Here is a 20,739-nt window from a genome sequence, read left to right on the forward strand (position 1 = left end):
AATCCCTCCGCCTGATGGCTGCCCGCCTACCTTCGTCGGCACCGCTGACGTCGGTTACCTGCCCGGCGATCGGATCCTGGGGTTGTCCAAGCTGGCCTCGGTCGTCGCGCACTTCGCCTACGACCGCAGGTCCAGGAGCGGCTGACCAAGCAGGTCGCCGACTGGCTGTGCGAACAGCTGAAACCCAAGGGCGTCGTGATCGAAGGCGAGCACACATGATGACCCTGCGGCGTCCAGTCGACGGGCTCTGAGACGGTGACCTCGACGCTGCTGGGCACGCTGCGCCCGGACGCGCGTTCCCCTTTCCTGAATCCGATGGTGACCCATAGCGGGTTCGGGTCCCCCGCGCTCACTACGCGCGTGCCTGCGTGCGCGGAGGAGCTTGCCGGACTTGGCGGAGCAGCGCATCGAGCGCGAACGGTCCAGCGCCCAGCACCGCGATCAGCAAGAAGAACCACGAGTACAGTGCGGCTGGAACCCCGCCGTTCTGGATCGGCAACAGTCCCTTCGGCTGATGCACGCTGAAATACGCGTACGCCGTCGTGCCCGAGCACACCAGCGCGGCCAGCCTGGTGAAAAGCCCGAGCAGGACCAGCCCACCGCCGACGAACTGGATCAACCCCGCCCACCAAGACGGCCACACGAACAACGGTGCGGCGTAAGGCGAGCCCAGCACGCCGAACAGGCCAGATATGCCATGCAGCATGAACATGAACGACACGACGATCCGCGTCACGGACAGCACGACCCCGCCCAGTCGATTCCACGCATCCTGTGTCACACCCATCCCGCCTTTTCATCCGAGGCGCTGTCAACGCGGATGGTGGGCACGCAGGGGTGTGCGGTCATAAAGCATGGGTTTTGCATGGGCCCTATGCTCGGCTTGGCGTCGAGTTTGAGTCGGCCGGTCTGCGGTGCGCAGGGTCGTTAGCGCTATGGCGTTGCCATAGCCGGCCTCGCGGGCACAGACGTGGAGACCAGCCCGCGGGCCATACGCTGACCGCATGACGTCGCCCGAACCCAGGAGCGGGCACTCTCTTCCCCTTCCTGAGGTCTGTAGTGTCCACCAGCGGCCGGTGCACGGTCCCGAGGGGCTTTCGGGGGCAGTGCACCGGTTCGCTCGTGTTGCTGTCAGGCGGGTTGTACGCCGCGGCGGCCGTTTTCGATGGCGAAGCTGGCTCGGTTGCTGATGGGGGAGCCGGTCCGGGTGACGTAGTCGACCACGCGGTAGTCGGTGGTCCACTTGTCAGGGGTGATGATGTTGCGGACGTAGCCCCGCTTGCGGTTGATGAACTTGATGTGCGGATTCTCCTGCAGCTGCACCGCGTCGCCGGCGTTGTTGTCGACGCCGTCGCCGCCCGAGCTGATCGAGGTGCCGACGAACTCGCTGCCGATCGTGGCCGAGGCGGGGTCGTTGAAGTCGGCCTTGATGTCGGCGACGTAGCTGGTGTGCACGTCGCCGGTGATCACGATTGGGTTGCTGGCCTGCGCCAGGTGGTCGCGGATGGTGTTGCGCTCGACCGGGTAGCTGTCCCAGGCGTCGTCGCTGAGGCGGGTTGCTTCGCCTTCGGCGAAGTCCCGCTGGGAGAAGAACACCTGCTGCGCAAGGATGTTCCATCGCGCCGTCGGACCGGAGAGCGCGCTCAGCAGCCATTGCTTCTGCTCGGCGCCGAGGATGGTGCGGGACGGGTCGAGGCGCTGCTCGGGCGTGATTTCTTGGTCGTCGCGGTACTGGCGGGTGTCGAGGAGGTGCATGTCGACCAGGTCGCCGAAGGTCAACCGGCGGTAGATCCGGATGTCCGGCCCGGACGGGCGCTGCGCCCGGCGGAGCGGCATGTGCTCGTAGTAGGCATGGAACGCTTGCGCCCGCCGCTGGCGGAACACCGCAGGATCCGCATCGGGTTCGTTGTCGGGCTGCGAGATGTCCCCGGCCCAGTTGTTCTCGACCTCGTGGTCGTCGAACACCACGGCCCACGGGAAAGCCGCATGCGCGGCCTGCAGATTCGGGTCGGTCTTGTACTGGGCGAGTCGGACGCGGTAGTCGGCCAGGGTCCAGATCTCCCGGGCCGGCGCGTGCCCGCGGCCGATCGTGCTCTGTCCGCTGCCCTCGTAGATGTAGTCACCGAGGAACGCGACGAGGTCGAGGTCCTCTTCGGCCATGTGCGCGTAGGCGTTGTAGAAGCCCGCGGGATAGTTCTGGCAGCTGGCGAACGCGAAGGCGAAGCGGTCCAGTCGCGCGCCGGCGGCCGGTGCCGTCTTGGTACGGCCCACGGGGCTGATGTTTTGACCGGCGCGGAATCGGTAGAAGTACTCGGCGCCGGGCTGGAGTCCGCTCACCTCGACGTGCACCGAGTGCCCTTCCTCGGGACGCGCGACTTCGGCGCCCGCGACGACGACCTCACTGAAGCGCTCGTCGGTGGCGACCTGCCACTCCACGGGGACCGGCTGGTCGGGCATCCCGCCGAGACCGTCCTCGGCCAGCGGGTTCGGGGCCAGTCGGGTCCACAGCACCACCCCGTCCGGCAACGGGTCACCCGATGCCACACCGAGCGTGAACGGGTCGCGAACCGGGTTCTGGGTCCGCACCGGGCCGGCCCACGCGGTCGACCCGAGGACGGCGGACGCGCCCAGGGCGGCTGCCCCGCCGAGCAGGACCTGGCGTCGGGTCGGCGACGGCCGACCGGATGTGCCGTGGATATCGGACATGTACTACCTCCTGTTAGCCGCAGGCCGCATGCTTCGGTCGGGGTACGGCCGCAGGGCATCAAGCCATGCGGAGGTGACTTCTCCACGACGAAGCGGTGAACGGTTGCGGCGCGCGCGGTGGTCTGGAAAAGGAAGCGCAGGGCGGGGGCGGTGGATCGGTTCCGTATGACAACGGTCACAAATTGGGACAAATGTACATATTCGTGCAATCGACCCCATTTGTTCGTCTGGTGTGAGCCACGAATACGGCTGTTCGCCGCATCGACCGGTCGGGCGTGAGGACTCAGAGTCCTGAAAGGAGCCAGGCGTCCGCGCGATGCCGAGCTGGGAACGGCTCACTGAGACGGGCTGCCGCTCTTTTTCGAGACCTCGAACGGGTCAGGTAACAGGAAGGCTTCACCCAACCTCAGCGGGCCGTTAGGAAGTCATTAGGTAACAGGGGGCCTCGACGAGTGGCTGATCGTCGGCTTCGAGCGCGTCCCTAGCCGGGCCGCCAGCCTCGCGCCAGGCTCGCCGGACCTGCCCCTCGTCGTCAAGGCGGTCAATCGCATCGGCGCGCAGCCAGGCGACGCGCCTGATCAGCCACGGCCTAGCCGGTGATGTGCAGAACAGCACGGTCGGTCAACATGTCGACCGGACCGGTATCCACCGCAACCGACTTGACGGCCGAGTTGCGTTGGCTGCGCAATCATCTGCGGTGCCGTGCCCGGTCGGCATGATCCGCACGCATCCGCGTGCTCGTGCCGATGGGCATCGCGTCCCGCAGCTTGGCGTCGCGGTGGGGCAACGCTTCCTCGAAGATCACACCGTGCGGGTCGTGTCCGAGGTTTCCGGCTGTTCGGAAAGCGAACGCACCCAGCACTCGTCCCGCAGGGAGCTGACCGAGCACGTCACCTCCGTGGCGCTTGCGCGTTGAGCTCGTGCGAGGTTCAACGCTGAACTGGGGCGCCTACAGCGTCGGATGCGCGTAGGCGACGAGTTGCACCAGCGCTCGCTTTCGTCCGTGGCGTCGTGTGAGGGGTTCCGGTAGCACGCGCCGAAAAAGCAACGTTTAGCTCGGGAGCGCTGGTGGGGGGCGGGATTCAGCGGGTTCGAGAGCCCGGTTGGCGCTGAGTTCGGGGACATACTTGTAGATCGTGGAGCGGGAGACGCCGAGCAGGCGGGCGATGGAGGCGACAGTGTTGTCGGGCTCGGCGAGCAGCGCGCGGGCGTGGCGGACCTGCTCAGGGGTCATGGCGGGTGGCCGGCCGAGCCGGACGCCGTTGGCCTTCGCGGCGGCCAGGCCTTCGCGGGTGCCGTCGACGATGAGCTCGCGGATGAACTCGGCCAAGGCGGTGAAGACATGGAAAACCAGACGCCCGCCGGGGGTGGTGGTGTCGAGGTTCTCGTGCAGCGAGGTGAACCCGATGCCGCGCTTGCGCAGCCCGCTGACCAGGGACAGCAGATCCGCGAGGCTGCGGCCGAGGCGGGAGAGCTCCAGGACGACCAGGGTGTCGCCTTCACGGACGTAGTCCAGGCAGGCCCACAACTCGGGGCGTTCGGCGTTGCGCCCGGAAAGCTTCTCCTCGAACACCCGGATGCACCCGGCGCCGGTGAGGGCATCGACCTGGCGGCGCAGGTTCTGGTCCGCGATGGAGACCCGGGCGTAGCCGACGCGGGCGCCGCCGCCGATGGAGTCGAGCGGGTCGCCGTCCAGGACGAGTTCGGCCGGGGCGTCGGTCATCGGCAGCACCTTTCGTGATCACGAGTGCGCCGCCTGTACGACAAAGGGTCCATCCTGAGTTGTTGGACACCCGACTTTGCAACACGTTTTTCCGACATTCCCAGGGTGATCCTGACCCGCGAACCGCTCTGTGGTTGATCATGTCGAGAAACGTTCGATTCTCAACACCTGCCGCGCTGCCGGTCGGAGCGCACGCTGCGTCCGCGATGCGGCGCGGTGCTTATGGGACCAGGAGCAGCCAGATGGCGATGTGGTGGCAGATCGCCGCCACCGACACCGCAGAGTGGAAGAACTCGTGGTAGCCGAATGTCGTCGGCCAGGGGTCGGGCCAGCGGCTCGCGTAGAACACCGCACCGGCGGTGTAGAGCAGCCCGCCGACCAGTAGAAGCACCAGGGCACTCACCCCGGCGCTGTGCAGCAGGTCGCCCAACACGAACACCGCGACCCAGCCGAGCGCGATGTAGACGGGGACACCGACCCAGCGCGGCGCATGCGGCCAGGCGAGCTTGAGTAGTACGCCGGCGAGGGAACCTACCCAGACCACGGTGAGCACGACGGTGCCGACGGCCGGCGGCAGGGCCAGCATCGCGAACGGCGTGTAGGTACCCGCGATCAACAGAAAGATCATCGAGTGGTCGAGGCGGCGCATCCATGTGCGCGCACCAGCCGAGACCCAGTTTTTGAGGTGGTAGAGGGCACTGACTCCGAACAGGCCCAGCACCGTGGCCACATAGATCGCGATTCCGGCCGTGGCTGCGGCCGGGAGCAAACCCGCAGCCACCACGATCAACGCCGCACCCGCGGCGAGGAACAGAACCAGGGACCCCAGGTGGATCCAGCCCCGCAGTTTCGGCTTGACAAGCGCGGCGGGTCGGCGGGAAGTGAGCACGCGAGTCACGGCCCGAGCATAAATAAGCCGGGCCAGGTCAGCTGGGTGGTGTTGACCACCACCGACGCGCGGTGCAGGAGGTCTCGGCCGAGGGCGGCAGCGTGCTGCCGCGGTTTCTAGGCCGGGTTGGGGTCGAACGGGGTGCGCAACCGGCGCATTCCGGCATCGCTGTGGTCAGCGATCGGGTGGTGCTGCTCGGGGATGGCCTGGGTGTGTTCGGGTTCGGCGAACTGGACCGGACTCACCGTGCTCGGAGCGCGGGTGCACCCACCGGCAGCCGGTACCCGGTCGGAGAACCGGTCGGAGGCCGGGCTTCCGCGGTGCTGGCGGCGCGGTCGGTGCAGTGATGTTGATGTGGTGATGGCATTCCTTCCTTGTCCCGTGGCCGATCCAGGATCGGTGCGGGCGGTGTGTGTGGAGGCGGCGAGGCGGGGTGGATGCGCTCGCCGAAAGCACCGGTGGCTCCCCACCCGAGCGGGTGGGGAGCCACCGGAGAAACGGAGAGGGGGGTCAGACCACGCGCACGAGGTCGGCCTGCGGGCCCTTGGGGCCCTGGCTGACCTCGTAGGTCACCTGCTGGTCCTCCTCCAGGCTGCGGAACCCGCCGGCATCAATCGCCGAGTAGTGCACGAACACGTCCGGCCCGCCCTCGTTCGGAGCGATGAAGCCGAAGCCCTTTTCCGAGTTGAACCACTTCACGGTTCCGTTAGTCATGCGTGTCTCCTCCTGGGAGCTGGGGTATGACGGGCGACCACACCGTGCGGAGGCCCGGGCCGGGGGATCTCAGACGGCGGCTAACTCCAGCTGCGACCAAAGAAAGAAGCTCGCCCGCATCAACATCCTGCGAGCATGTGTAAACACGAACCCAGAAACAACGACCACTAACGACCCTACACGCCCCCCGGACGCCGTCAACCCGGAGGCCGCGACGATCACCCGGCTGTGTGCGTCAGCGCCCGGCCTGGCGTGTTCGGCGAGTGGATCTTGAAGCCTGATGATCCGACACACAGCAGCGGCCGGGGTGTCCTCGTTGACCCGCTGCCGGGCACGCACGGCCCGCCGAAGCTGACGGCGGGAACAACGGCGATCCCCACCCGCAGAGCGCTGCGGGTCGATCAGCCCGCCTCCTGCACGGGACCATGAGAGACCACACCAGGGCAGGGGAGGATTTTCTGTATCAGCGACCACAGAAAGTCCACCTCGGGCACGCGTGGATGGCGACTACGTTGCGGCACCACCAGTAGCCGGGCGGCGCACGAGCGTCTGGTCCCGCCGCGGAGGCCTGCATGTCGTCGATATCACGCTGGGCGATGTCGGCGGCTCGCAGCCCGGCACAGGGCCGCGGGCCGGCGCGATGGGCCGATCCCGCACGGAGTCGGAGGGGATGGGCATGGCGGAAAGCCGCAGGTGAGCGGAGTTTCCTCACTCGATCGATGAAATCTATGATCGCTGGAGTAGACATTCCTCGCTGGGTGTGTGTAATCTTCTGCTCGTTGCAAGAGAGAGAACGTCAGGTGGCACGGGAGATGACGAACTACCCGTGAGCAAGTGCAAGACGGTCAGGCCTGCCGGGGCCGATCAGCGCAAGGGGCTCCGGCAGGCGACCAAGGACAGTCGGCAAGGCACGACCGGAGCAGGCAAGAAGGCCCGGAGTCGACAGTCGCGTGCGGATAGGTAAGTCAGGAAACAGAGGAGAAGGGAAGGGTTGCACACCATCGGATCGCCTGCCTCCGGCTGAGTTGCGCCGGGCGGGTACCGCAGTCCCATCGGATTGGAAGGTGGTCTTCGGTTACGCGAACGCGATCCCCGCAGTCTCCGCCTCTAGTGCGGAGCACGCGGACACAGGAGGCCGATCTCACGGTCGGCTGATGGAAGTGAAACCCACAACCCTGGGGCCCCGGTGCCAACGCACCGGGGCCCCTCATGATGCGGAGGCGCGATGACCCCAGAGACCCACGACCCGCAGACCGCGGACGAGAAGTTCGATGACGAGCACTACCCCGCCTACACCATGGGCCGCGCCGCCGAGATGCTCGGCACTACCCCGGCGTTCCTGCGCAGCCTGGACGAGGCACGACTGATCGAGCCGGAGCGCTCCTCCGGTGGGCACCGCCGCTACTCCCGCTCCCAGTTGCGCCTGGCCGCCCGCGTCCGGGAACTGGTCGACCAGGGCACCGGGCTCGACGCCGCCTGCCGCATCGTCACCCTGGAAGACCAACTCCAGGAAGCCCGCAACCTCAGTGGTCCGACGCCACCGTGACGATCCCTCTGTCGAAACGCCTGGGCACCGACTCCGGAGCGGCGATCACCTTGCCCGAATACGAAGGCGCCCACCCTCGACGGAAGGCCCGCGCCGACCTGCGCGGTCGGACCCGTCGCCGAGATCGAACGCGACCGCAACGTCGCCAACACCGTACTCAGCGACACCGACCGCATCCTGACGCAGCTGCGCGCTCCACAGGCACGGATCGCTACAACGACCAGAAAGTCCCCGGCTAATCACCGATCGCTTCTGGCTCGCGCAACGGCCGGTAGCCGGTGCGTGCGTACTCGGCTTCCACCGGGAATTCATACGTGCCGTAGGGATTGACGTGTTCCATCAGCACAGGTGAGACGTGCGCGAGCAGACTGCGGTCGATGCGACCCCGACGCTGGGAGAGGTGGGCGAGGGCTAGCTCGAGGTAGGCGGTGTTCCAGGTGATGATCGCGTTGGTCACCAGCGACAGGCACAGCGCCTGTTCGGTCTGCTGCTTGTGGTGACGGCGGCGCACGGTGCCTTCGTGGGCGAAGAACAGGTCGCGGCGCAGCGAGTGCAGGCTCTCGCCCTTGTTGAGCTGGCGGGTGATGCGCCGCCGGTATGCCTCGTCGGCGAGGTAGCGTAGGACATACAGGGTGCGCTGAAGCTCGCCGTACTCCACCAAAGCCTGGGCAAGCGCGGAGTGCCGCGAGGAGGCATGAAGCTCGCTTACCACCAGCGATGCGGTGGAATGGCCGTATTTCAGGCTCGCGGCCAGGCGCAGCATCTCGTCCCACTGGCTGCGGATCAGTCCGATGTCGACGGTTCCGGTCAGCAGCTTGCCCGCGTTCGGAAACACGCTGCACACTTCGCGCCGGGAGCCGAGTCGGTGCAGGGTGATGCCGCCGAGGTCGCGGATCCGCGGCGACAGGGTGAATCGGGTCAGTGCGAAAAGCGAGAAGACCGTGAGGGTTTGGCCCGGCGGTGTCGGTGGCGTGCTCGGTGATCGGCAGGTCGGTGGCGTTGCCAAGGATCTCGTTCGAGGACGTAGACGGCTGCGGTCGGTGACCGGGATGACCTTGGTGCCGTAGGTGGAGTGCTGGTCGGAGACGTGGGTGTAGGTGGCCACGCCCTCGTCGACGAAGTAGCGGCTCATCGCCCGTGCGGTCAGAGACTTGCCGCGCATTGGGAACCGCTGCCCATCCGAGGACGACATGGTGCCGCCGCCCCACACCGACGCCAGCGGGAGCCGGTGGTGGTTGACGATCGCAGCATTGGCCTCGCGCAGGGTGTCTTCGCGCAGGTACCACTCGGTGGTCCACGCGAGGGTGTCGTAGGAGATCCCGAGGCCTCGGCCATCGCGGTCAGGCCGAAGTTGCACGCCTGAGCCAGGATCGCCGCGTAGAGATTGCGACGCAGCTGCGGATCGCGGTGGGTCTTGCCGCCGGCGTGGGTGAGCTGATCCGACCACGAGGCCCAGCGGTCGACTTCGATGAGCAGCTCGGTCAACTGCGGCCGGGGTAGCAGCTCCACCAGCTCTAACCGGAGCGTCAGCGGAGCCGGCACGCCGACCAGAGCGCAGTACTCGCCGCGCCAGGCATTCCACTTCGCGGCGGGCAGCAGCAGCGTCGTCGGATTTTGAGTAGCGGCGCGAGCCCGGCACCCACACATCGCCCGAGCGCAGCGCGTCCCGCAGACCGTGCAGGGTGCACAGCTCCCAGTAGTGCCGATACGCCGTGGCATTGCCGGCCTTGGCGGCCTGGTCGAGGTAGCCGCGCCAGCGGGTTGGCACGAACTCCGTCGGCGCGCCCTGGGGCACCTTGCGCCCGCCCCGGGCATACAGCTCGCGCAGCACATCGACGGCAGCGGCCAGGGGTTTGGCCTCCACTGACGCTTCGAATTGCAGGGCGGAGATGACGTGCGGGACGAACTCGCGCAGGTAGGTGAAGCTGGCGTCGATCAGCGCCAGGTGCCCGTGGTCGCGCTGCAACCGGTCCTTCGGATCACGGCGGGCCGCTCGCATCCGGTCCAGCCCGATGCCGGCGCGCAGCCTCACGCCGACCTCGACATCGGGCACGTCCGGGTCGGTGGTCACCGTCAGGATCTCCTCCAGCAGGTTCAGCCGGTCCTCCGAGGCCCGCGCCCGCTGCGCCAGCTGCTCGTCGAGCTTGCGGCGCGCACGGTTCTCGGTGCCCGAGATCGCCTGGTCAAACATCTGCACCACCTCGTCGAGGACCTCCACGGCGCACTCGGCGAGCGTGGCCAGAAGCACCGGGTAGCGCTTGTCGACGTCGCGTCGTGCGAGCGTCTGGTTGGTGGCGCGGCGCCCGATCCCGGCCAACCGTCGGCGCCGGGCACCGGGAAGCATCGACAGGTCCAGGGCGTGCGCGTCGAGATCGCGCAGGTAGCGCAGCTTGTCCAGCTCGGCACGGATCGACAACGGTGAGGCGCTGGTCGCGCCGCGGTGCAGCCACGCCAGCCGCGAGGTCGTCATCCCGGGCTCGACCACCAGCAGCCCGTCCATCTCGGTCCGGCGGTGTTCGGTGAGCAGGTGCTCGACGCGGGTGTAAACCTCGGCCGCCGCTCGCTGGCGCACCGTGGCGATGCGCTCCATCAGTGTGATCACCCCGGGACGCATCACCTTCGCCGCACTCAGGTATTCGCACGCCAGGCGAAACAGCGCGCTCGGCGCGTCATGCTCGACCGCGCGGGCCAGCAGGAACTCCTCCAGCTCCTTCCACTCCACCGCGGCCGCCGTGTGCCAACCCAACCGCGCTGCGACCAGTCGTAAATGCTCGGTGCGGGTCTGCTCCCGGCCGCCGTAGCCGACCAGCCCCGAGATCGGCACCCCGAGCTGCATCGCCACCCGCGACACCGCCGCAACCGGCGCCCCAGCGACGTCGTCGGGCACGAACCCCAGCCACAGCAGCGCGCAGAGCTGGAGCGCCAAGCCCATCCGGTTGCCCGCGCCGCGCGCCGCGGTGGCCAGCCATTCCCGATCGTCGGAGCCGAGCGTGAAGTAGCGGACCAGCTCGACGTCCCAGCTCCTCCGGCCACGACCGCAGCCGCTTGATCTCCTCGTCGGAGAAAAACCTCGTCGACACCCAGAACTCCGCACATCCGCTTGATCACTGACGGCGGACATCCTGGCCGGGCCCGATTACCACCGATCAGCAGGTCCACACCCGCAAAACCTGCTTCAAGATCACGGAACGGGGCACTGACGTGCGAATACAGGGCTAAGCGTTGGTTTTTCGGCGTCTGCTACCGGGACGCCTGTGATCGGCAGCTCCGGGGCTGTTCGGTGGAACTCGGTGGAGGAGTGGGAAGTATCCGAGCAGTTGGCGCATGCGCCGTTGGTGGATGAGGCCATGTTTATCGCCGTTCAGCGGGTACGCGCTGCGCGGCCTACCAAGGACGGCGATAGGCGTGAGTGCGCGTTGGCCGGGTTGGTGATCGCTGGCGGAAAGCACGCAACACCTACCGCCAGCGGCGAGTGGCCCTAACCCCGGGAGAGCCATGGGGTCAAGGGGGCAGGCCAAGGACGCGTCCAACATCAGCTCGGTGGCTGTTGTTGTGGTGGAGGCCCGTTTTTTCCGGGCCACCGCATGCGTTTCCTCGGGAGGCGTCATCAGTCAGATCCACAGTGGATTGGTGGTCACCTCCTCGAGCGAAGCGCGCAGGAAACGACGTAGCGCATCGCGCGAGTCGTCGCCGGCCAGCAGGGCGGCAGAGAGCGGTGCCAGAACGCGGCGCACACCCCGCCGATAAGGGCCGGACCAGGCGGCACGTGACCCGGCGGCCGTCGGCTCCAGGAGGAGTAGGCGATCGGTAGGAAGAACACGTAGCGACGCCCGGCACCGCGCTGGCGAACATCTCAGGCGCAGATGCGAAGCCGGTGGGATGCTAGGAGTTCGCGACGAGCGAGGGGGAGCTTCCCATGCGCGATCCAGACCAGCCCTTGCGCGACGAGGACATGGAAACCGTCACCGCAGCCGCGAGCAAGCACCGCAGCCAGGCCCCGGATGCGCAGGATGCCGACAGCGCCGATCAGGGCGATGACGCTGACGTTCAGGATGCCGACAGTGCCGATCAGGGCGATGACGCTGACGTTCAGGATGCCGACAGCGGTGATTCGCAAGACTCCTGAGGTCAGGTGTTCGGCATGGCGGAATGGGCTTCGCTTTCACGATGCGTCGGGGACATCGACCAATTCGCTGCGCATGTGTGGGGCCGTCATGCCCTGGTGAATGCGCCGTGCCGGGAGGGGTACGAGGACCTGCTCAGCCTCGGTGACGTGGACCGCCTGCTTTCGGAGGGCGGCTTGCGGACGCCGGCGTTCCGACTGGTCCGAGCGGGCCGACCCCTACCCGTCGGCGAGTACACGTGTTCCCCGCGCATCGGCGCCATCCCGATGGCCGGTCTCGCCGACCCAGCACGGATCTTCGACGAAGTCGGTCGAGGGGCGACGCTCGTGCTGCAAGGGCTGCACCGCTACTGGCCCCCGCTCACCCATTTCTGCCGGGAGTTGGAGCTCGCGCTCGGCCACCCGTGCCAGGCGAATGCGTACGTGACTCCACCCGGTTCTCAAGGTTTTGCTCCGCACGTGGACGCACACGATGTCTTCGTGCTCCAGGCGTTCGGCTGCAAGAACTGGAAGACCTGGTCCCGACCGGGCGACCGAAGCGGACGCGGTGCGGAAGACGAGATCCTCGACGTCGAGCTGACACCGGGCGCTTCCCTGTACCTACCGACAGGCACTCGTCACGCCGCCCGCACCCAACGAACTCTTTCCGGACATCTCACCATCGGGGTGCACCCGACCCGATGGCGGCAGGTCATGCGGCAAGTCCTGGAGCAGGTGCTCGACGACCCGGCGCTGGACGCCTCGCTTCCGGTTGGTTACCACCGCGAACCCGCATCGCTGGTCGACCAGGGGCGGGTCCATCTCGAGCAGCTGGGCGCACGGCTGGGAAAGGTCGACCTGCAATACGTCGTCGACGATCTCATCGACACCTTCTTCACCAGCCGGGCTCCTTCGTTGCGCGGTGCGCTCGTCGATCGGATGCGGCTTCCGGCGATGAAGGACGACCAGCGGGTGCGGCTGCGGCGCGGTGCAGTGTGCGAGATTCGCGGAGGCGATCCGGTCCGGCTCCTCCTCGGCGACCGGGAGCTTCGCATCCCTGGATGGGTGGAGCCAGCAGTGCGGGAGATCGCCGCCCGAGACAGCTTCGCCGTCCGGGACCTCGCACCCCATCTCGACCGCGCCAGTCGGCTTGTCCTCGTCGATCGGCTTGTTCGCGAAGGACTCCTGGAAGTCCTGGCCGACTGAGAGGCCGGCATGCTGCCAGGCCCGGACCGGTTCGAAGGCGTTGCCAACCGGTCATGAACGCGGAATTCGCGGCGGGACCGGGAACATGTTGATCAAATACAAACGAGGGACCGTGTCCGGCGAGCTTGTCGAACAATGCCCGCAGCTTGGAACTGAGCCTTCCAGAGGCTGCGATGGAGAACGGACAATCGCTCGATCTGGTGGACACGGTCGGCCTCGAAAACGCTGCCGAACTCGCCTTGACGGCTTTCTGCTGGTGGCGCGCCGATATCCCGCAGGAAGTGTGCGAGGCTTACTGGCGCTACGTACACGGGATCATGTTCGCCCGCGTTCCCGGCCTGTGGCAGTATCGACAGCTGCGCCTGGCAGCCAACCGGCCCGATCATTGGCCAGCAGTCCAGGCATCTCGTTCGATGCGCCGGACGTGGCTCAGCCTCGGGGCATGCCGCACAGGCTCTTCCTGTCCGAGGCCGACCTCGTCACATTTGGCAGCAATCCGATCGCGAGGGAGGCCATTCCCAACGACGCACACAACTTCATCGGCCGAATCGGCGCCCAGCTGTCGCTTCCCAACAGCGGCCGCACGCTCGTCGACCGGAACAACGATCCTGCCATGCAGGGCCCTCCCCCAGTACCAACCTTCGCGCTCTGCTTCGTTCCAAAAGCGGAAACCGCGTCGACCGAGGCGTGCCATCGCTACCTGACCGAGCACGTTGTACGCCGTGGAGCGGGCATCTTAGCGTCCTGCGTTTGCGCATCGAGCCGCTTGCCCCTTACGACCGGTCGGCAATGCGCTCGCCTGGAGTGCCGCACCGATGGCCCAACGACAAAGACCTATCTCGGCTGGATCGAGCTGGCGGTGCGCAACGAGGAGGCGATCGGCGATCTCCTAGCGGACGCGGCCGCCGACGAGCTTGCCGAACAGTTCGAGGCCATCCACACCTACCCGATCCGCGAGGTCTGCACGATCATCTCTGCGGGATGGCCAACCGAGGTCGGCCTGCGCGGCTATCCGGCGGTGCAGACGATCACCGCCGCAGGCGCCGACGATCAGCGCAGTGAGGTCGTCGTGCACCTCCTCTTTGGCGATGCTGTACGCGGGCTGAATCAGTTCACCGGTACCGGCACGTCGTCGCGCTCGCTACGCTGCCCCGGTGGAGGTCACCGAGTGCTGGTTCTGCGATGCGCAGACGAGTCCCGTTGACCGGATGGCCGTCGGCCTGAGCCGGGATCGGAAGCAGACGTTCATCATCATCGGATTTTACGAGACGTGGCGGCAGACCTGCGAAATCGTGCCCCGGTGCCGGCGCTGCCGGATCGGGCACAGCCTGGAACGGGCAGTGCGGTACGTGCTGATCGGCTCGGCAGCGGTCACCGGGTTGATGCTGCTGCCGCTGACCATCAGCAATCTCAGCGGAGAGCCCTGGAAGGACCAGTGGCTGGCGGTGTTCCCGGTGCTCTGGACGTTGGGCTGGTTGGTGCTGTGGCGGGGTGTGCTGGGAAATTGGTTCGGTTGGCACCGGCTGGCGCCGCACCCGGAGCGCTACGTGCGTGAACATCCCGCGATCAAGGCGCTGATCGAGGACGGCTGGGGAGGCGGTCCGTTGTAGCGCTGCCGGGCCGTCTCGGCTTCCTCGTCGAGGTCGATCCCGGTTCGTCGCGGGGGTCTTCGGCCGCACCGACGAGGACGAACTCGATTCCCTCGGTATCTAGAGCTCCGGGCGCGCCACCGCGAACCGGCGGTTCGCGAACAACTCCTGCAACTCGGCGGGCAGCTGCGGCTGCTCGGGCGCCAGTCCAGCGCCGGCTGGCGAAAACGTTTCCGAGAAGATGTCGCCCCGTTCCAGGAATCGAACATCGTGTCGTCGCTCCACCATGGCGCAATCTACCGCCAGCTGGTCGATCATCGAATCGTAGCTGCGGAGGGCGGCGCTGGTGAACGCGGGCATCGCCAGCTTGCGGGACCGGGCGTGATCCTCATGGTCCTGCATAAGCATGGACTTGTCGCTCACTAGCGGCGTGATGATCTCTAGCACTCACCTGCGTGCCATGTGGCCGGGGAACCGGCGAACATCTGCTTGACATGGTCAGGATCGCTGATCACCAGAGTGTTGCGGGAAGTCAGGCCACGACCGTTACGATTGCGCGTTTTCAGCGGTGCGGTGTCGCCCCGGAGCATCCGGTTCAACCAGGGTCGGTGCCACAGGAAAAGCATGGTGCCGGCTAAACCAGGAACCGGTAGCCGCTTGGTGGATTGTCGGGTCGGGAACAAAGTCATGGATAAAAGGGCACAGTAATAGACAGTCCCATGGGCTGCTGCTACATTGAAATTGCTCAACCGCTCAATCCTGGGGGGTGCGGCAACGCGGACTTCTTGTCGTGCAACTTTTGTCGCCTTGTTATTCTGGTGAGACTCCTTGTTTTGCATGGTGGGCAACCCAATAGTAAGGAAATATTTTCTGTATGTCACTCCGCCTAAGGTGGGGTGGATTTTTTATGCCGGTATCTGACGGATGGGATTGTGGTATGGAAATTGCAATTCGAGGGATCGGTTACCAGCTTGGCGGCAACGAGGAATCCAACTATGGTACCGCTGAGCGACTAGGACTTGACCGGGACTGGTTGGTGGCGCGTACGGGCATCCGAATGCGTCGTATGTGCGGCGAGGGCGAAAACTCATCCACCCTCGCCGCGGACGCGCTCGGCAAGGCCCTGGGGAGCGCCGGCCTGGAAGCGGCTGGACTCGGCCAGGAGACCGTGCTGATCCACATCGAGAACGGATTCGTGAACCTCGCTCCGCCCGCGGCTATCGCGCTTGCGGCGAAAACCGGGCTGACCGACGTCAGGGTGCTGGGCATCGACGGCGTCTGCTCGGAGCCAATGACGGCGCTGGAGCTGGCGTCGTTGCTGTTTGGGGCGGGTAGAGCCGAGCGTGTCATCATCTCGGCCAGCTTTGACTACGAGAGGACGCTCGACCCCGCCGACGCAGGGACCGTCGGCCTATTCGGGGCAGGGGCGTGCACCGTCATTCTGGAACCGGCGGCCGTGGATGACCCTCGACGATTCTCGCTGCTGGGCACGGCGTGGCGCACAGACGCAGGCGGGGCCGACCTCGGCGTGATTCCCGTCCGCGAGCTGTACCGGGACGAGAAGGGTGTTCATATCGATGCTGGGTTCTATGACATGAACGGGCAAGGCCTCACGAGGATCGGTTTGAAAGCCGTCCCAGTCGTTTACCAGGAAGTTCTACAAAAAGCCGGCTGGCGGCCGGACGACTACGATGTCGTTATCTCGCATCAGCCGAACGTCAAGCTTCTAGAAATCTTGATGCGAAAGTTGGGAATTCCGATGAACGTGGTCCCGACTCCGGTGGAGGAGTTGGGTAACATGGGGCCGGCAAGCTTGTTGATCAACCTCGCCATCGCTATTGAGGCGGGTTTGATCAAAGGTGGCACCAAGGCAATGGTTCTCGCCTTTGGTCTTGGTTTCTCATGTGGTGCCGCGGCGATCGAGTTCAATTCTGAGTTCTCTTTTCAGTAAGCCCATGCTGACCGCTATGGAGATCACATAGGGAGACAGATGTCTGAACTCCTGATCAATGGAGTGACGGTGGTTTTCGAGGGCCTTAGCCGGTTGGTGTGGCGGCGTACCGCCGCTGCCAGGTGGACCTTTACCGGGGTGTGGCCGTCACGGGACAGGCAGCAGGCATTCCTCGAATCGCTGCGCTCGGGGAGACATCGGCGCCGCGCTGCGGGGCTTGCTCGGCAGTCTCGGCGACCACGATCGCGACGTGCTGCCCGTAGTGCAGGATGCGGTCGTCCTGCAGCGGGGCCGGCGGCGACCCGCCCAGAAGGGTCATCGGACCGTCGCACCCCAAGTTGCGCGGCGCGACCCCCCGGAGCGATCCTGCAAGGAACGCCTGCCGATATCGCGCGCGATCCTGAAGAACTAGACCCGGCCGACATCATCACCGCCGAGCGCGCCGCACAGCTGCTCGCTCCAGAGATCGAGAAGGAACTGCCGTGAGCGTCGCGCTAATTACCGGTGCGGCCGGGGATTGGGAGCTGCGGTAGCGTCCCGCCTCGTCGAGGAACACGCGGTACTGCTCACCGACGTCGATGCCGGGAATCTGGAGGAGATCGCCTCGAAACTGGCTGCGAACGGAGCGGGGGTTGCCCACACCGTGTGCGATGTGAGCGAGCGGGCATCCGTGCAGGCGGCGTTCGCCGTCGCCGAGGAACAGCTCGGCGAGGTGACCGCGCTCGCCAACGTCGCCGGAGTCGGGAAGTTCACCCCGTTCGCCGAGCTGACCGAAGAGCAGTGGGATCGCACGTTCGCGGTCAACACCCGGGGAACCTTCCTCACGTGCCAGGAACTCGTCCACCGCCGTGCCGGCCGGGCCCGGCGCGATCGTCAACATCGCCTCGATCGGCGCCCGGCTGGGCATGGAGGCAATCGCCCACTACGGCTCCTCCAAAGCCGCAGTCATCGAGTTGACCCACGTCGTCGCCCGCGTCGGAGCGCCGAGCGGACTGCGCGCCAACACAGTGATGCCCGGCCTGATCTGGACCGACATGTGGCGAGCCACTACCGAGTCATTGATCGCCAACGATCCTGCACACGCCGACGCCACACCCGAACAACTCTTCCCAGGTAGGAAGATCCGCCACGAAGTGTCCATGCGATGGGGAGCGGGCCCGATGCGGGAGTTCGGGAGGATGCGGCGGATCGTTCCCGCGCCGGCGCGATGCCCCAGGCAGAGCAGTTCGCCCTGGATGCGCCGGTGTCCCCAGCTGGGATTTTCTCGGGCAAGGCGAACGATCAGCTCGCGGAGTTCGATGTCGATCGGTGGTCGGCCTGGCCGTGAGGGACAGGTCCATTTCCAAGCGATCAGACCCAGGACAGACGGGCATCGCATGTTCCGGGGGTTGATCGGTTTGGCTGCGGACATCTCTGAAGTCCTAGGAAGCGGCCTCTGTCGGTCGTCGGCGGCCAAGATTTTTCTCGTCTGTCCTTCGGGAGAGTGAGCCTTGAGTGGTGCTTCGGGGTTGCATGCCGACGGCGAGACGGGTCGTAGGAGGTCGACGGGCTTTGGCGTGACGCTCTCAAGCGACTGCGTTCTCACCAGGCGCGGCGGTGATTGGGCGGAGCTGTAGTTCGCCGGACGATGAGCTCGGTAGGTACGGTCACATCACCTGGCTCGTGAGTGTCGGACAACATCGTGAATAGCATTTCTGCTGCTAGGCGGCCCTTCTCGATCATGGGCTGGCGGATGGTGGTGAGACCGCGGGGTTCGGCATCTGGGGCATCGTCGAAGCCGACGATTGAAAGGTCGTTGGGTACGTCCAAGCCGCGTTGGCGAGCGACGTCCAGCGCTGCGATCGCCATCGTGTCCGACGTCGCGACGATGGCCGTCAGATCGTGCTCATCGAGCAGCGCCCGGGCGGACTGGGCGCCGGATGCGAGGTCGAACGCGCCGGCCTCCACAACGGGAGTTCTCCCGAAGTCCTTTCCTGCAGCCTCGAATACTTCGCGGTAGCCCTCAAGGCGTTCGCGGACCACCCGCTCGGTACTTCTGGCACGCCGATCCGCGCTAACGGTGCCGTGAAAACCATCTGGCAGCAGGCGTTCGACGATGATCCCGATTCGCTCGTGCCCGAGCTCCAGCACGTGTTCGAGCTGTGCGCGGGCAGCCTCTCGGTCGTGGATGCCCACCAGTGGGACACCTGGAATCCGCGGTGCATCCACGACGACGATGGGGATGTTTCTCGAGCGGAGGGCGAGCAGACCCGGGTGGTCGTCGGGGAGGCTGTGCACGATGACGCCGTCGACGAGTCCGCGCAGGGCTTGCCTGCCGCGACCGGCGGCGGCTTCCACGTCGTGGGGGAGCGGTAGAAGGGTGAGGGCCTGGTCATTGAGCCGGTCGCTGCGCACGACGCCTTGGAGCAGGCACTTCGTGGACGGGTCGGTGAAGGCGTACTCGAGCGTGTCCATGACCATGACACCGATGGCGCCGGTCTTTCTCGAGCGCAGGCTGGCGCCCACTATGTTCGGGCCCGCATACCCCATCCGGGCAGCCGTTTCCATGATGTGCTGGATCTGACCTTCAGAGAGCTTGCCCGGCCGGTTGTAGGCGTAGGAGACGGCAGCCTGGGACACCCCGGCAGCCCGGGCGACGTCCTTCATCGTGACCATCTGAAGATCTTCCTAGACGGAACCAAGGTGTCGAAACGCGCGGGTGTTGACAGGAGAGCTCGGCGCCCTCAGCATTAGTTAATCGTATCACCAAATCGACCTCGACTTGGAGGGGACGACAGTTGAGTGGTCTTGACCCGACGCACACGCCGTTCCGCTGCCTGCGGGCGGTGCACTTGCTCGTCGCGGTCAACCAGGAGCTTTGCTGTCGGACACCAGTCATGGGGGGATTGCGCGGAAGCCGAGATGGCAGATTTTCTGACTGTTAGCGCCGCCTTGGAATTGGAGGTCTTCCAGCGGACCGAGGTCCAGGTCTTCGCCGGTGAAGACCTGGACCGCCCAGTCCGTTGGGTGCACACCGGGGAGATCGCGGATATCCACCGCTTCCTCTCCGGTGACGAGATGCTGCTGACAGCGGGTCTCGGCATGGGGGACACGCCGGACCTCCAGCGGGCCTTCATCCGGCGGCTCGCGGATGCCAGGGCCGCGGTGCTCGTGGTCGAGCTGGCGGGGCGTGTGTTCGACTCGATGCCAGAGGCTGCGGTCGAAGAAGCCCGGGCCGTCGGATTGCCACTCGTCGGCCTCCTCGACGAGATTCCCTTCGCCGAGGCGTCCGCGCAGATCCACGAGGTGCTCGTCGACCTCCGCGTCGGCCAACTGATCGCGGAAGAAGCCACTGGCCAAGCCTTCATGGATCTGCTGCTGGCGGACGAGGACTACGTCGGGCTCGTGAACGAGCTCGCGCAGCGCACTGGATATCCGGTTGTCCTGGAGGATGTGTGTCACCGGATGCTCGCCTACGCCGGCATGACACCGGAGGCGGACAAGGTCGTGGCTGCGTGGGGTGTGCATTCCAGGGCGGTGCACGAACCACCGCCCCTTCGGACAACGGTGCGAGTGGACTCGTTCCGCGATATTTCGGACTGCGCCCGTTGTCCGGTTGTCCTGCGCGGAGAATCGTGGGGCTGGCTACATCTGCTGCATGGCGATGCGCGGCCGGCTCCGACCGATCTCCGCACGCTCGACAGAGCCGCGGCTGCCATCGCGATCACCTTGTTGGGCGAACGGGAAAGCGGTGCCCGCGCAGCGCAGCGCCAGGGAACGTTGATCAACCGGCTCCAGCTGGGAGATATCTCCGGCGAGAAGTTCGTCGGCCGGGCCCTGACACTGGGGCAGGATCTGCGGCATCGAGATCTGATCGTCGTGGTCACCGGGCGCGAAGCCAACGGCGAGCCGTTCACCAGCCACCAGCTGGCGCTTCTGCTGCAGGATGCTGGCTGGCCCGCGGTGGTCGGGGACATAGGGGACTTCGATTTGGCCGTCGCCGGGGTCCCACCGGGAGATGGCGACAACGAACTGCTCGAGACACTCGCCAAGCGAGGGGTCTGGGGAGGCGCGAGCCGCATCGTTCCGCCCGCAGCGCTGCCGACCGCGCTGCGGCAGGGCCGCAGCGCCGCGTCGGCGGCGGCTGCGAGCAGGGCGAACCAACTGCTGCGGTTCGACGACCTCGGCGCGCTCCGGCTGCTGGTGGCGCTCGCGGAAGGCCCCGAGCTCTCGCGCTACGGGCGGATTCCAGGGGTCGTTGCAACACAAGTGATCAACTGGCTTCGGTCAGGAGTTTAGCCAAGCGCTCGGCTGGGGTGTCCCAGCCGAGCGTT

General features: G+C 66.3%; 21 protein-coding genes and 4 pseudogenes. 12 read left to right on the forward strand and 13 right to left on the reverse strand.

Features of this window, described 5'->3' with window-relative positions; genetic code table 11:
• Nucleotides 1–31: 31 nt before the first annotated feature.
• A pseudogene (locus AC07FN_RS37040) lies at nucleotides 32–300 on the forward strand (GTP cyclohydrolase I); the annotation flags it as partial.
• A 52-nt stretch (nucleotides 301–352) separates the two neighbouring features.
• On the opposite strand, the gene AC07FN_RS37045 reads toward AC07FN_RS37040, so the two are convergent.
• Together AC07FN_RS37045 and AC07FN_RS37050 are read right to left on the reverse strand one after the other, a co-directional pair.
• Entirely contained in the window at nucleotides 353–736 is a 384-nt protein-coding gene (locus tag AC07FN_RS37045) for a DoxX family protein (RefSeq protein ID WP_478399858.1), read from the reverse strand.
• A 395-nt stretch (nucleotides 737–1,131) separates the two neighbouring features.
• The gene (locus AC07FN_RS37050; protein WP_478399840.1) at nucleotides 1,132–2,706 is read right to left on the reverse strand and encodes an alkaline phosphatase D family protein; all 1,575 of its coding nucleotides are present in this window, start codon (nucleotides 2,704–2,706) and stop codon (nucleotides 1,132–1,134) included.
• A 601-nt stretch (nucleotides 2,707–3,307) separates the two neighbouring features.
• Between AC07FN_RS37050 and AC07FN_RS37055 the strand changes: the two genes are divergently transcribed.
• A complete protein-coding gene (locus AC07FN_RS37055) occupies nucleotides 3,308–3,622 on the forward strand; it encodes a hypothetical protein (RefSeq protein ID WP_478399841.1) in 315 nt (104 codons plus the stop codon).
• 135 nt (nucleotides 3,623–3,757) lie between these two features.
• On the opposite strand, the gene AC07FN_RS37060 is transcribed toward AC07FN_RS37055, so the two are convergent.
• The 4 genes from AC07FN_RS37060 to AC07FN_RS37075 form a co-directional block, all read right to left on the reverse strand.
• A complete protein-coding gene (locus tag AC07FN_RS37060; protein WP_478399842.1) occupies nucleotides 3,758–4,429 on the reverse strand; it encodes a recombinase family protein in 672 nt (223 codons plus the stop codon).
• A 220-nt stretch (nucleotides 4,430–4,649) separates the two neighbouring features.
• Nucleotides 4,650–5,327 (reverse strand): PAQR family membrane homeostasis protein TrhA, encoded by a 678-nt coding sequence (gene trhA, locus AC07FN_RS37065; RefSeq protein ID WP_478399843.1) that lies wholly within the window; start codon nucleotides 5,325–5,327, stop codon nucleotides 4,650–4,652.
• Nucleotides 5,328–5,434: 107 nt separating this feature from the next.
• On the reverse strand, nucleotides 5,435–5,563 hold the full coding sequence (locus AC07FN_RS37070; RefSeq protein WP_478399844.1) for a hypothetical protein: 129 nt from the start codon (nucleotides 5,561–5,563) through the stop codon (nucleotides 5,435–5,437).
• A 265-nt stretch (nucleotides 5,564–5,828) separates the two neighbouring features.
• Complete coding sequence (locus tag AC07FN_RS37075; protein WP_358577380.1) at nucleotides 5,829–6,032, reverse strand: cold-shock protein; 204 nt, start codon at nucleotides 6,030–6,032, stop codon at nucleotides 5,829–5,831.
• 1,225 nt (nucleotides 6,033–7,257) lie between these two features.
• Here AC07FN_RS37075 and AC07FN_RS37080 point away from each other — a divergent pair.
• The gene (locus AC07FN_RS37080; protein WP_478399845.1) at nucleotides 7,258–7,578 is read left to right on the forward strand and encodes a helix-turn-helix domain-containing protein; all 321 of its coding nucleotides are present in this window, start codon (nucleotides 7,258–7,260) and stop codon (nucleotides 7,576–7,578) included.
• 235 nt (nucleotides 7,579–7,813) lie between these two features.
• Here the strand turns inward: AC07FN_RS37080 and AC07FN_RS37085 are convergent.
• Nucleotides 7,814–9,411: pseudogene (locus tag AC07FN_RS37085) on the reverse strand (transposase).
• Between the two features lie 61 nt (nucleotides 9,412–9,472).
• Between AC07FN_RS37085 and AC07FN_RS37090 the strand changes: the two are divergent.
• The gene (locus tag AC07FN_RS37090; protein ID WP_478399846.1) at nucleotides 9,473–10,000 is read left to right on the forward strand and encodes a hypothetical protein; all 528 of its coding nucleotides are present in this window, start codon (nucleotides 9,473–9,475) and stop codon (nucleotides 9,998–10,000) included.
• Between the two features lie 210 nt (nucleotides 10,001–10,210).
• Here the strand turns inward: AC07FN_RS37090 and AC07FN_RS37095 are convergent.
• Nucleotides 10,211–10,699 (reverse strand): annotated as a pseudogene (locus AC07FN_RS37095) (DUF4158 domain-containing protein); the annotation flags it as partial.
• Nucleotides 10,700–11,189: 490 nt separating this feature from the next.
• A complete protein-coding gene (locus AC07FN_RS37100) occupies nucleotides 11,190–11,312 on the reverse strand; it encodes a hypothetical protein (RefSeq protein WP_478399847.1) in 123 nt (40 codons plus the stop codon).
• Between the two features lie 182 nt (nucleotides 11,313–11,494).
• On the opposite strand from AC07FN_RS37100, the gene AC07FN_RS37105 reads away from it, so the two are divergent.
• From AC07FN_RS37105 to AC07FN_RS37120, 4 genes are all read left to right on the forward strand, one after another.
• On the forward strand, nucleotides 11,495–11,704 hold the full coding sequence (locus tag AC07FN_RS37105; protein ID WP_478399848.1) for a hypothetical protein: 210 nt from the start codon (nucleotides 11,495–11,497) through the stop codon (nucleotides 11,702–11,704).
• 96 nt (nucleotides 11,705–11,800) lie between these two features.
• Complete coding sequence (locus AC07FN_RS37110; RefSeq protein ID WP_478399849.1) at nucleotides 11,801–12,886, forward strand: cupin domain-containing protein; 1,086 nt, start codon at nucleotides 11,801–11,803, stop codon at nucleotides 12,884–12,886.
• A gap of 442 nt (nucleotides 12,887–13,328) precedes the next feature.
• The gene (locus AC07FN_RS37115; protein ID WP_478399850.1) at nucleotides 13,329–14,090 is read left to right on the forward strand and encodes an ethyl tert-butyl ether degradation protein EthD; all 762 of its coding nucleotides are present in this window, start codon (nucleotides 13,329–13,331) and stop codon (nucleotides 14,088–14,090) included.
• Nucleotides 14,091–14,094: 4 nt separating this feature from the next.
• Complete coding sequence (locus AC07FN_RS37120; protein WP_478399851.1) at nucleotides 14,095–14,496, forward strand: hypothetical protein; 402 nt, start codon at nucleotides 14,095–14,097, stop codon at nucleotides 14,494–14,496.
• 99 nt (nucleotides 14,497–14,595) lie between these two features.
• On the opposite strand, the gene AC07FN_RS37125 is transcribed toward AC07FN_RS37120, so the two are convergent.
• Together AC07FN_RS37125 and AC07FN_RS37130 are read right to left on the reverse strand one after the other, a co-directional pair.
• Nucleotides 14,596–14,898: a hypothetical protein gene (locus tag AC07FN_RS37125; RefSeq protein ID WP_478399852.1), complete on the reverse strand. Its 303-nt coding sequence runs from the start codon at nucleotides 14,896–14,898 to the stop codon at nucleotides 14,596–14,598.
• 17 nt (nucleotides 14,899–14,915) lie between these two features.
• Nucleotides 14,916–15,356 carry a hypothetical protein gene (locus tag AC07FN_RS37130; RefSeq protein ID WP_478399853.1) on the reverse strand — a complete coding sequence of 147 codons (441 nt, stop codon included), beginning with the start codon at nucleotides 15,354–15,356 and terminating at the stop codon, nucleotides 14,916–14,918.
• A 56-nt stretch (nucleotides 15,357–15,412) separates the two neighbouring features.
• Between AC07FN_RS37130 and AC07FN_RS37135 the strand changes: the two genes are divergently transcribed.
• Nucleotides 15,413–16,426 (forward strand): 3-oxoacyl-ACP synthase III family protein, encoded by a 1,014-nt coding sequence (locus AC07FN_RS37135; RefSeq protein ID WP_478399854.1) that lies wholly within the window; start codon nucleotides 15,413–15,415, stop codon nucleotides 16,424–16,426.
• 130 nt (nucleotides 16,427–16,556) lie between these two features.
• Here AC07FN_RS37135 and AC07FN_RS37140 read toward each other — a convergent pair whose 3' ends face one another.
• Nucleotides 16,557–16,745 carry a hypothetical protein gene (locus AC07FN_RS37140; protein ID WP_478399855.1) on the reverse strand — a complete coding sequence of 63 codons (189 nt, stop codon included), beginning with the start codon at nucleotides 16,743–16,745 and terminating at the stop codon, nucleotides 16,557–16,559.
• Nucleotides 16,746–16,943: 198 nt separating this feature from the next.
• On the opposite strand from AC07FN_RS37140, the pseudogene AC07FN_RS37145 reads away from it, so the two are divergent.
• Both AC07FN_RS37145 and AC07FN_RS37150 read left to right on the forward strand, forming a co-directional pair.
• Nucleotides 16,944–17,210: pseudogene (locus AC07FN_RS37145) on the forward strand (SDR family NAD(P)-dependent oxidoreductase); the annotation flags it as partial.
• A 121-nt stretch (nucleotides 17,211–17,331) separates the two neighbouring features.
• Nucleotides 17,332–17,913 (forward strand): SDR family oxidoreductase, encoded by a 582-nt coding sequence (locus AC07FN_RS37150; protein WP_478399859.1) that lies wholly within the window; start codon nucleotides 17,332–17,334, stop codon nucleotides 17,911–17,913.
• A 94-nt stretch (nucleotides 17,914–18,007) separates the two neighbouring features.
• Here AC07FN_RS37150 and AC07FN_RS37155 read toward each other — a convergent pair whose 3' ends face one another.
• Nucleotides 18,008–19,081 (reverse strand): LacI family DNA-binding transcriptional regulator, encoded by a 1,074-nt coding sequence (locus AC07FN_RS37155; RefSeq protein WP_478399856.1) that lies wholly within the window; start codon nucleotides 19,079–19,081, stop codon nucleotides 18,008–18,010.
• Nucleotides 19,082–19,363: 282 nt separating this feature from the next.
• Here AC07FN_RS37155 and AC07FN_RS37160 point away from each other — a divergent pair, with 282 nt between their 5' ends.
• Nucleotides 19,364–20,704, forward strand: a complete 1,341-nt coding sequence (locus AC07FN_RS37160; RefSeq protein WP_478399857.1) for a PucR family transcriptional regulator — start codon at nucleotides 19,364–19,366, stop codon at nucleotides 20,702–20,704.
• The last annotated feature ends 35 nt before the right edge of the window (nucleotides 20,705–20,739 follow it).

It is taken from the genome of Saccharopolyspora sp. NPDC045941, assembly GCF_056431445.1.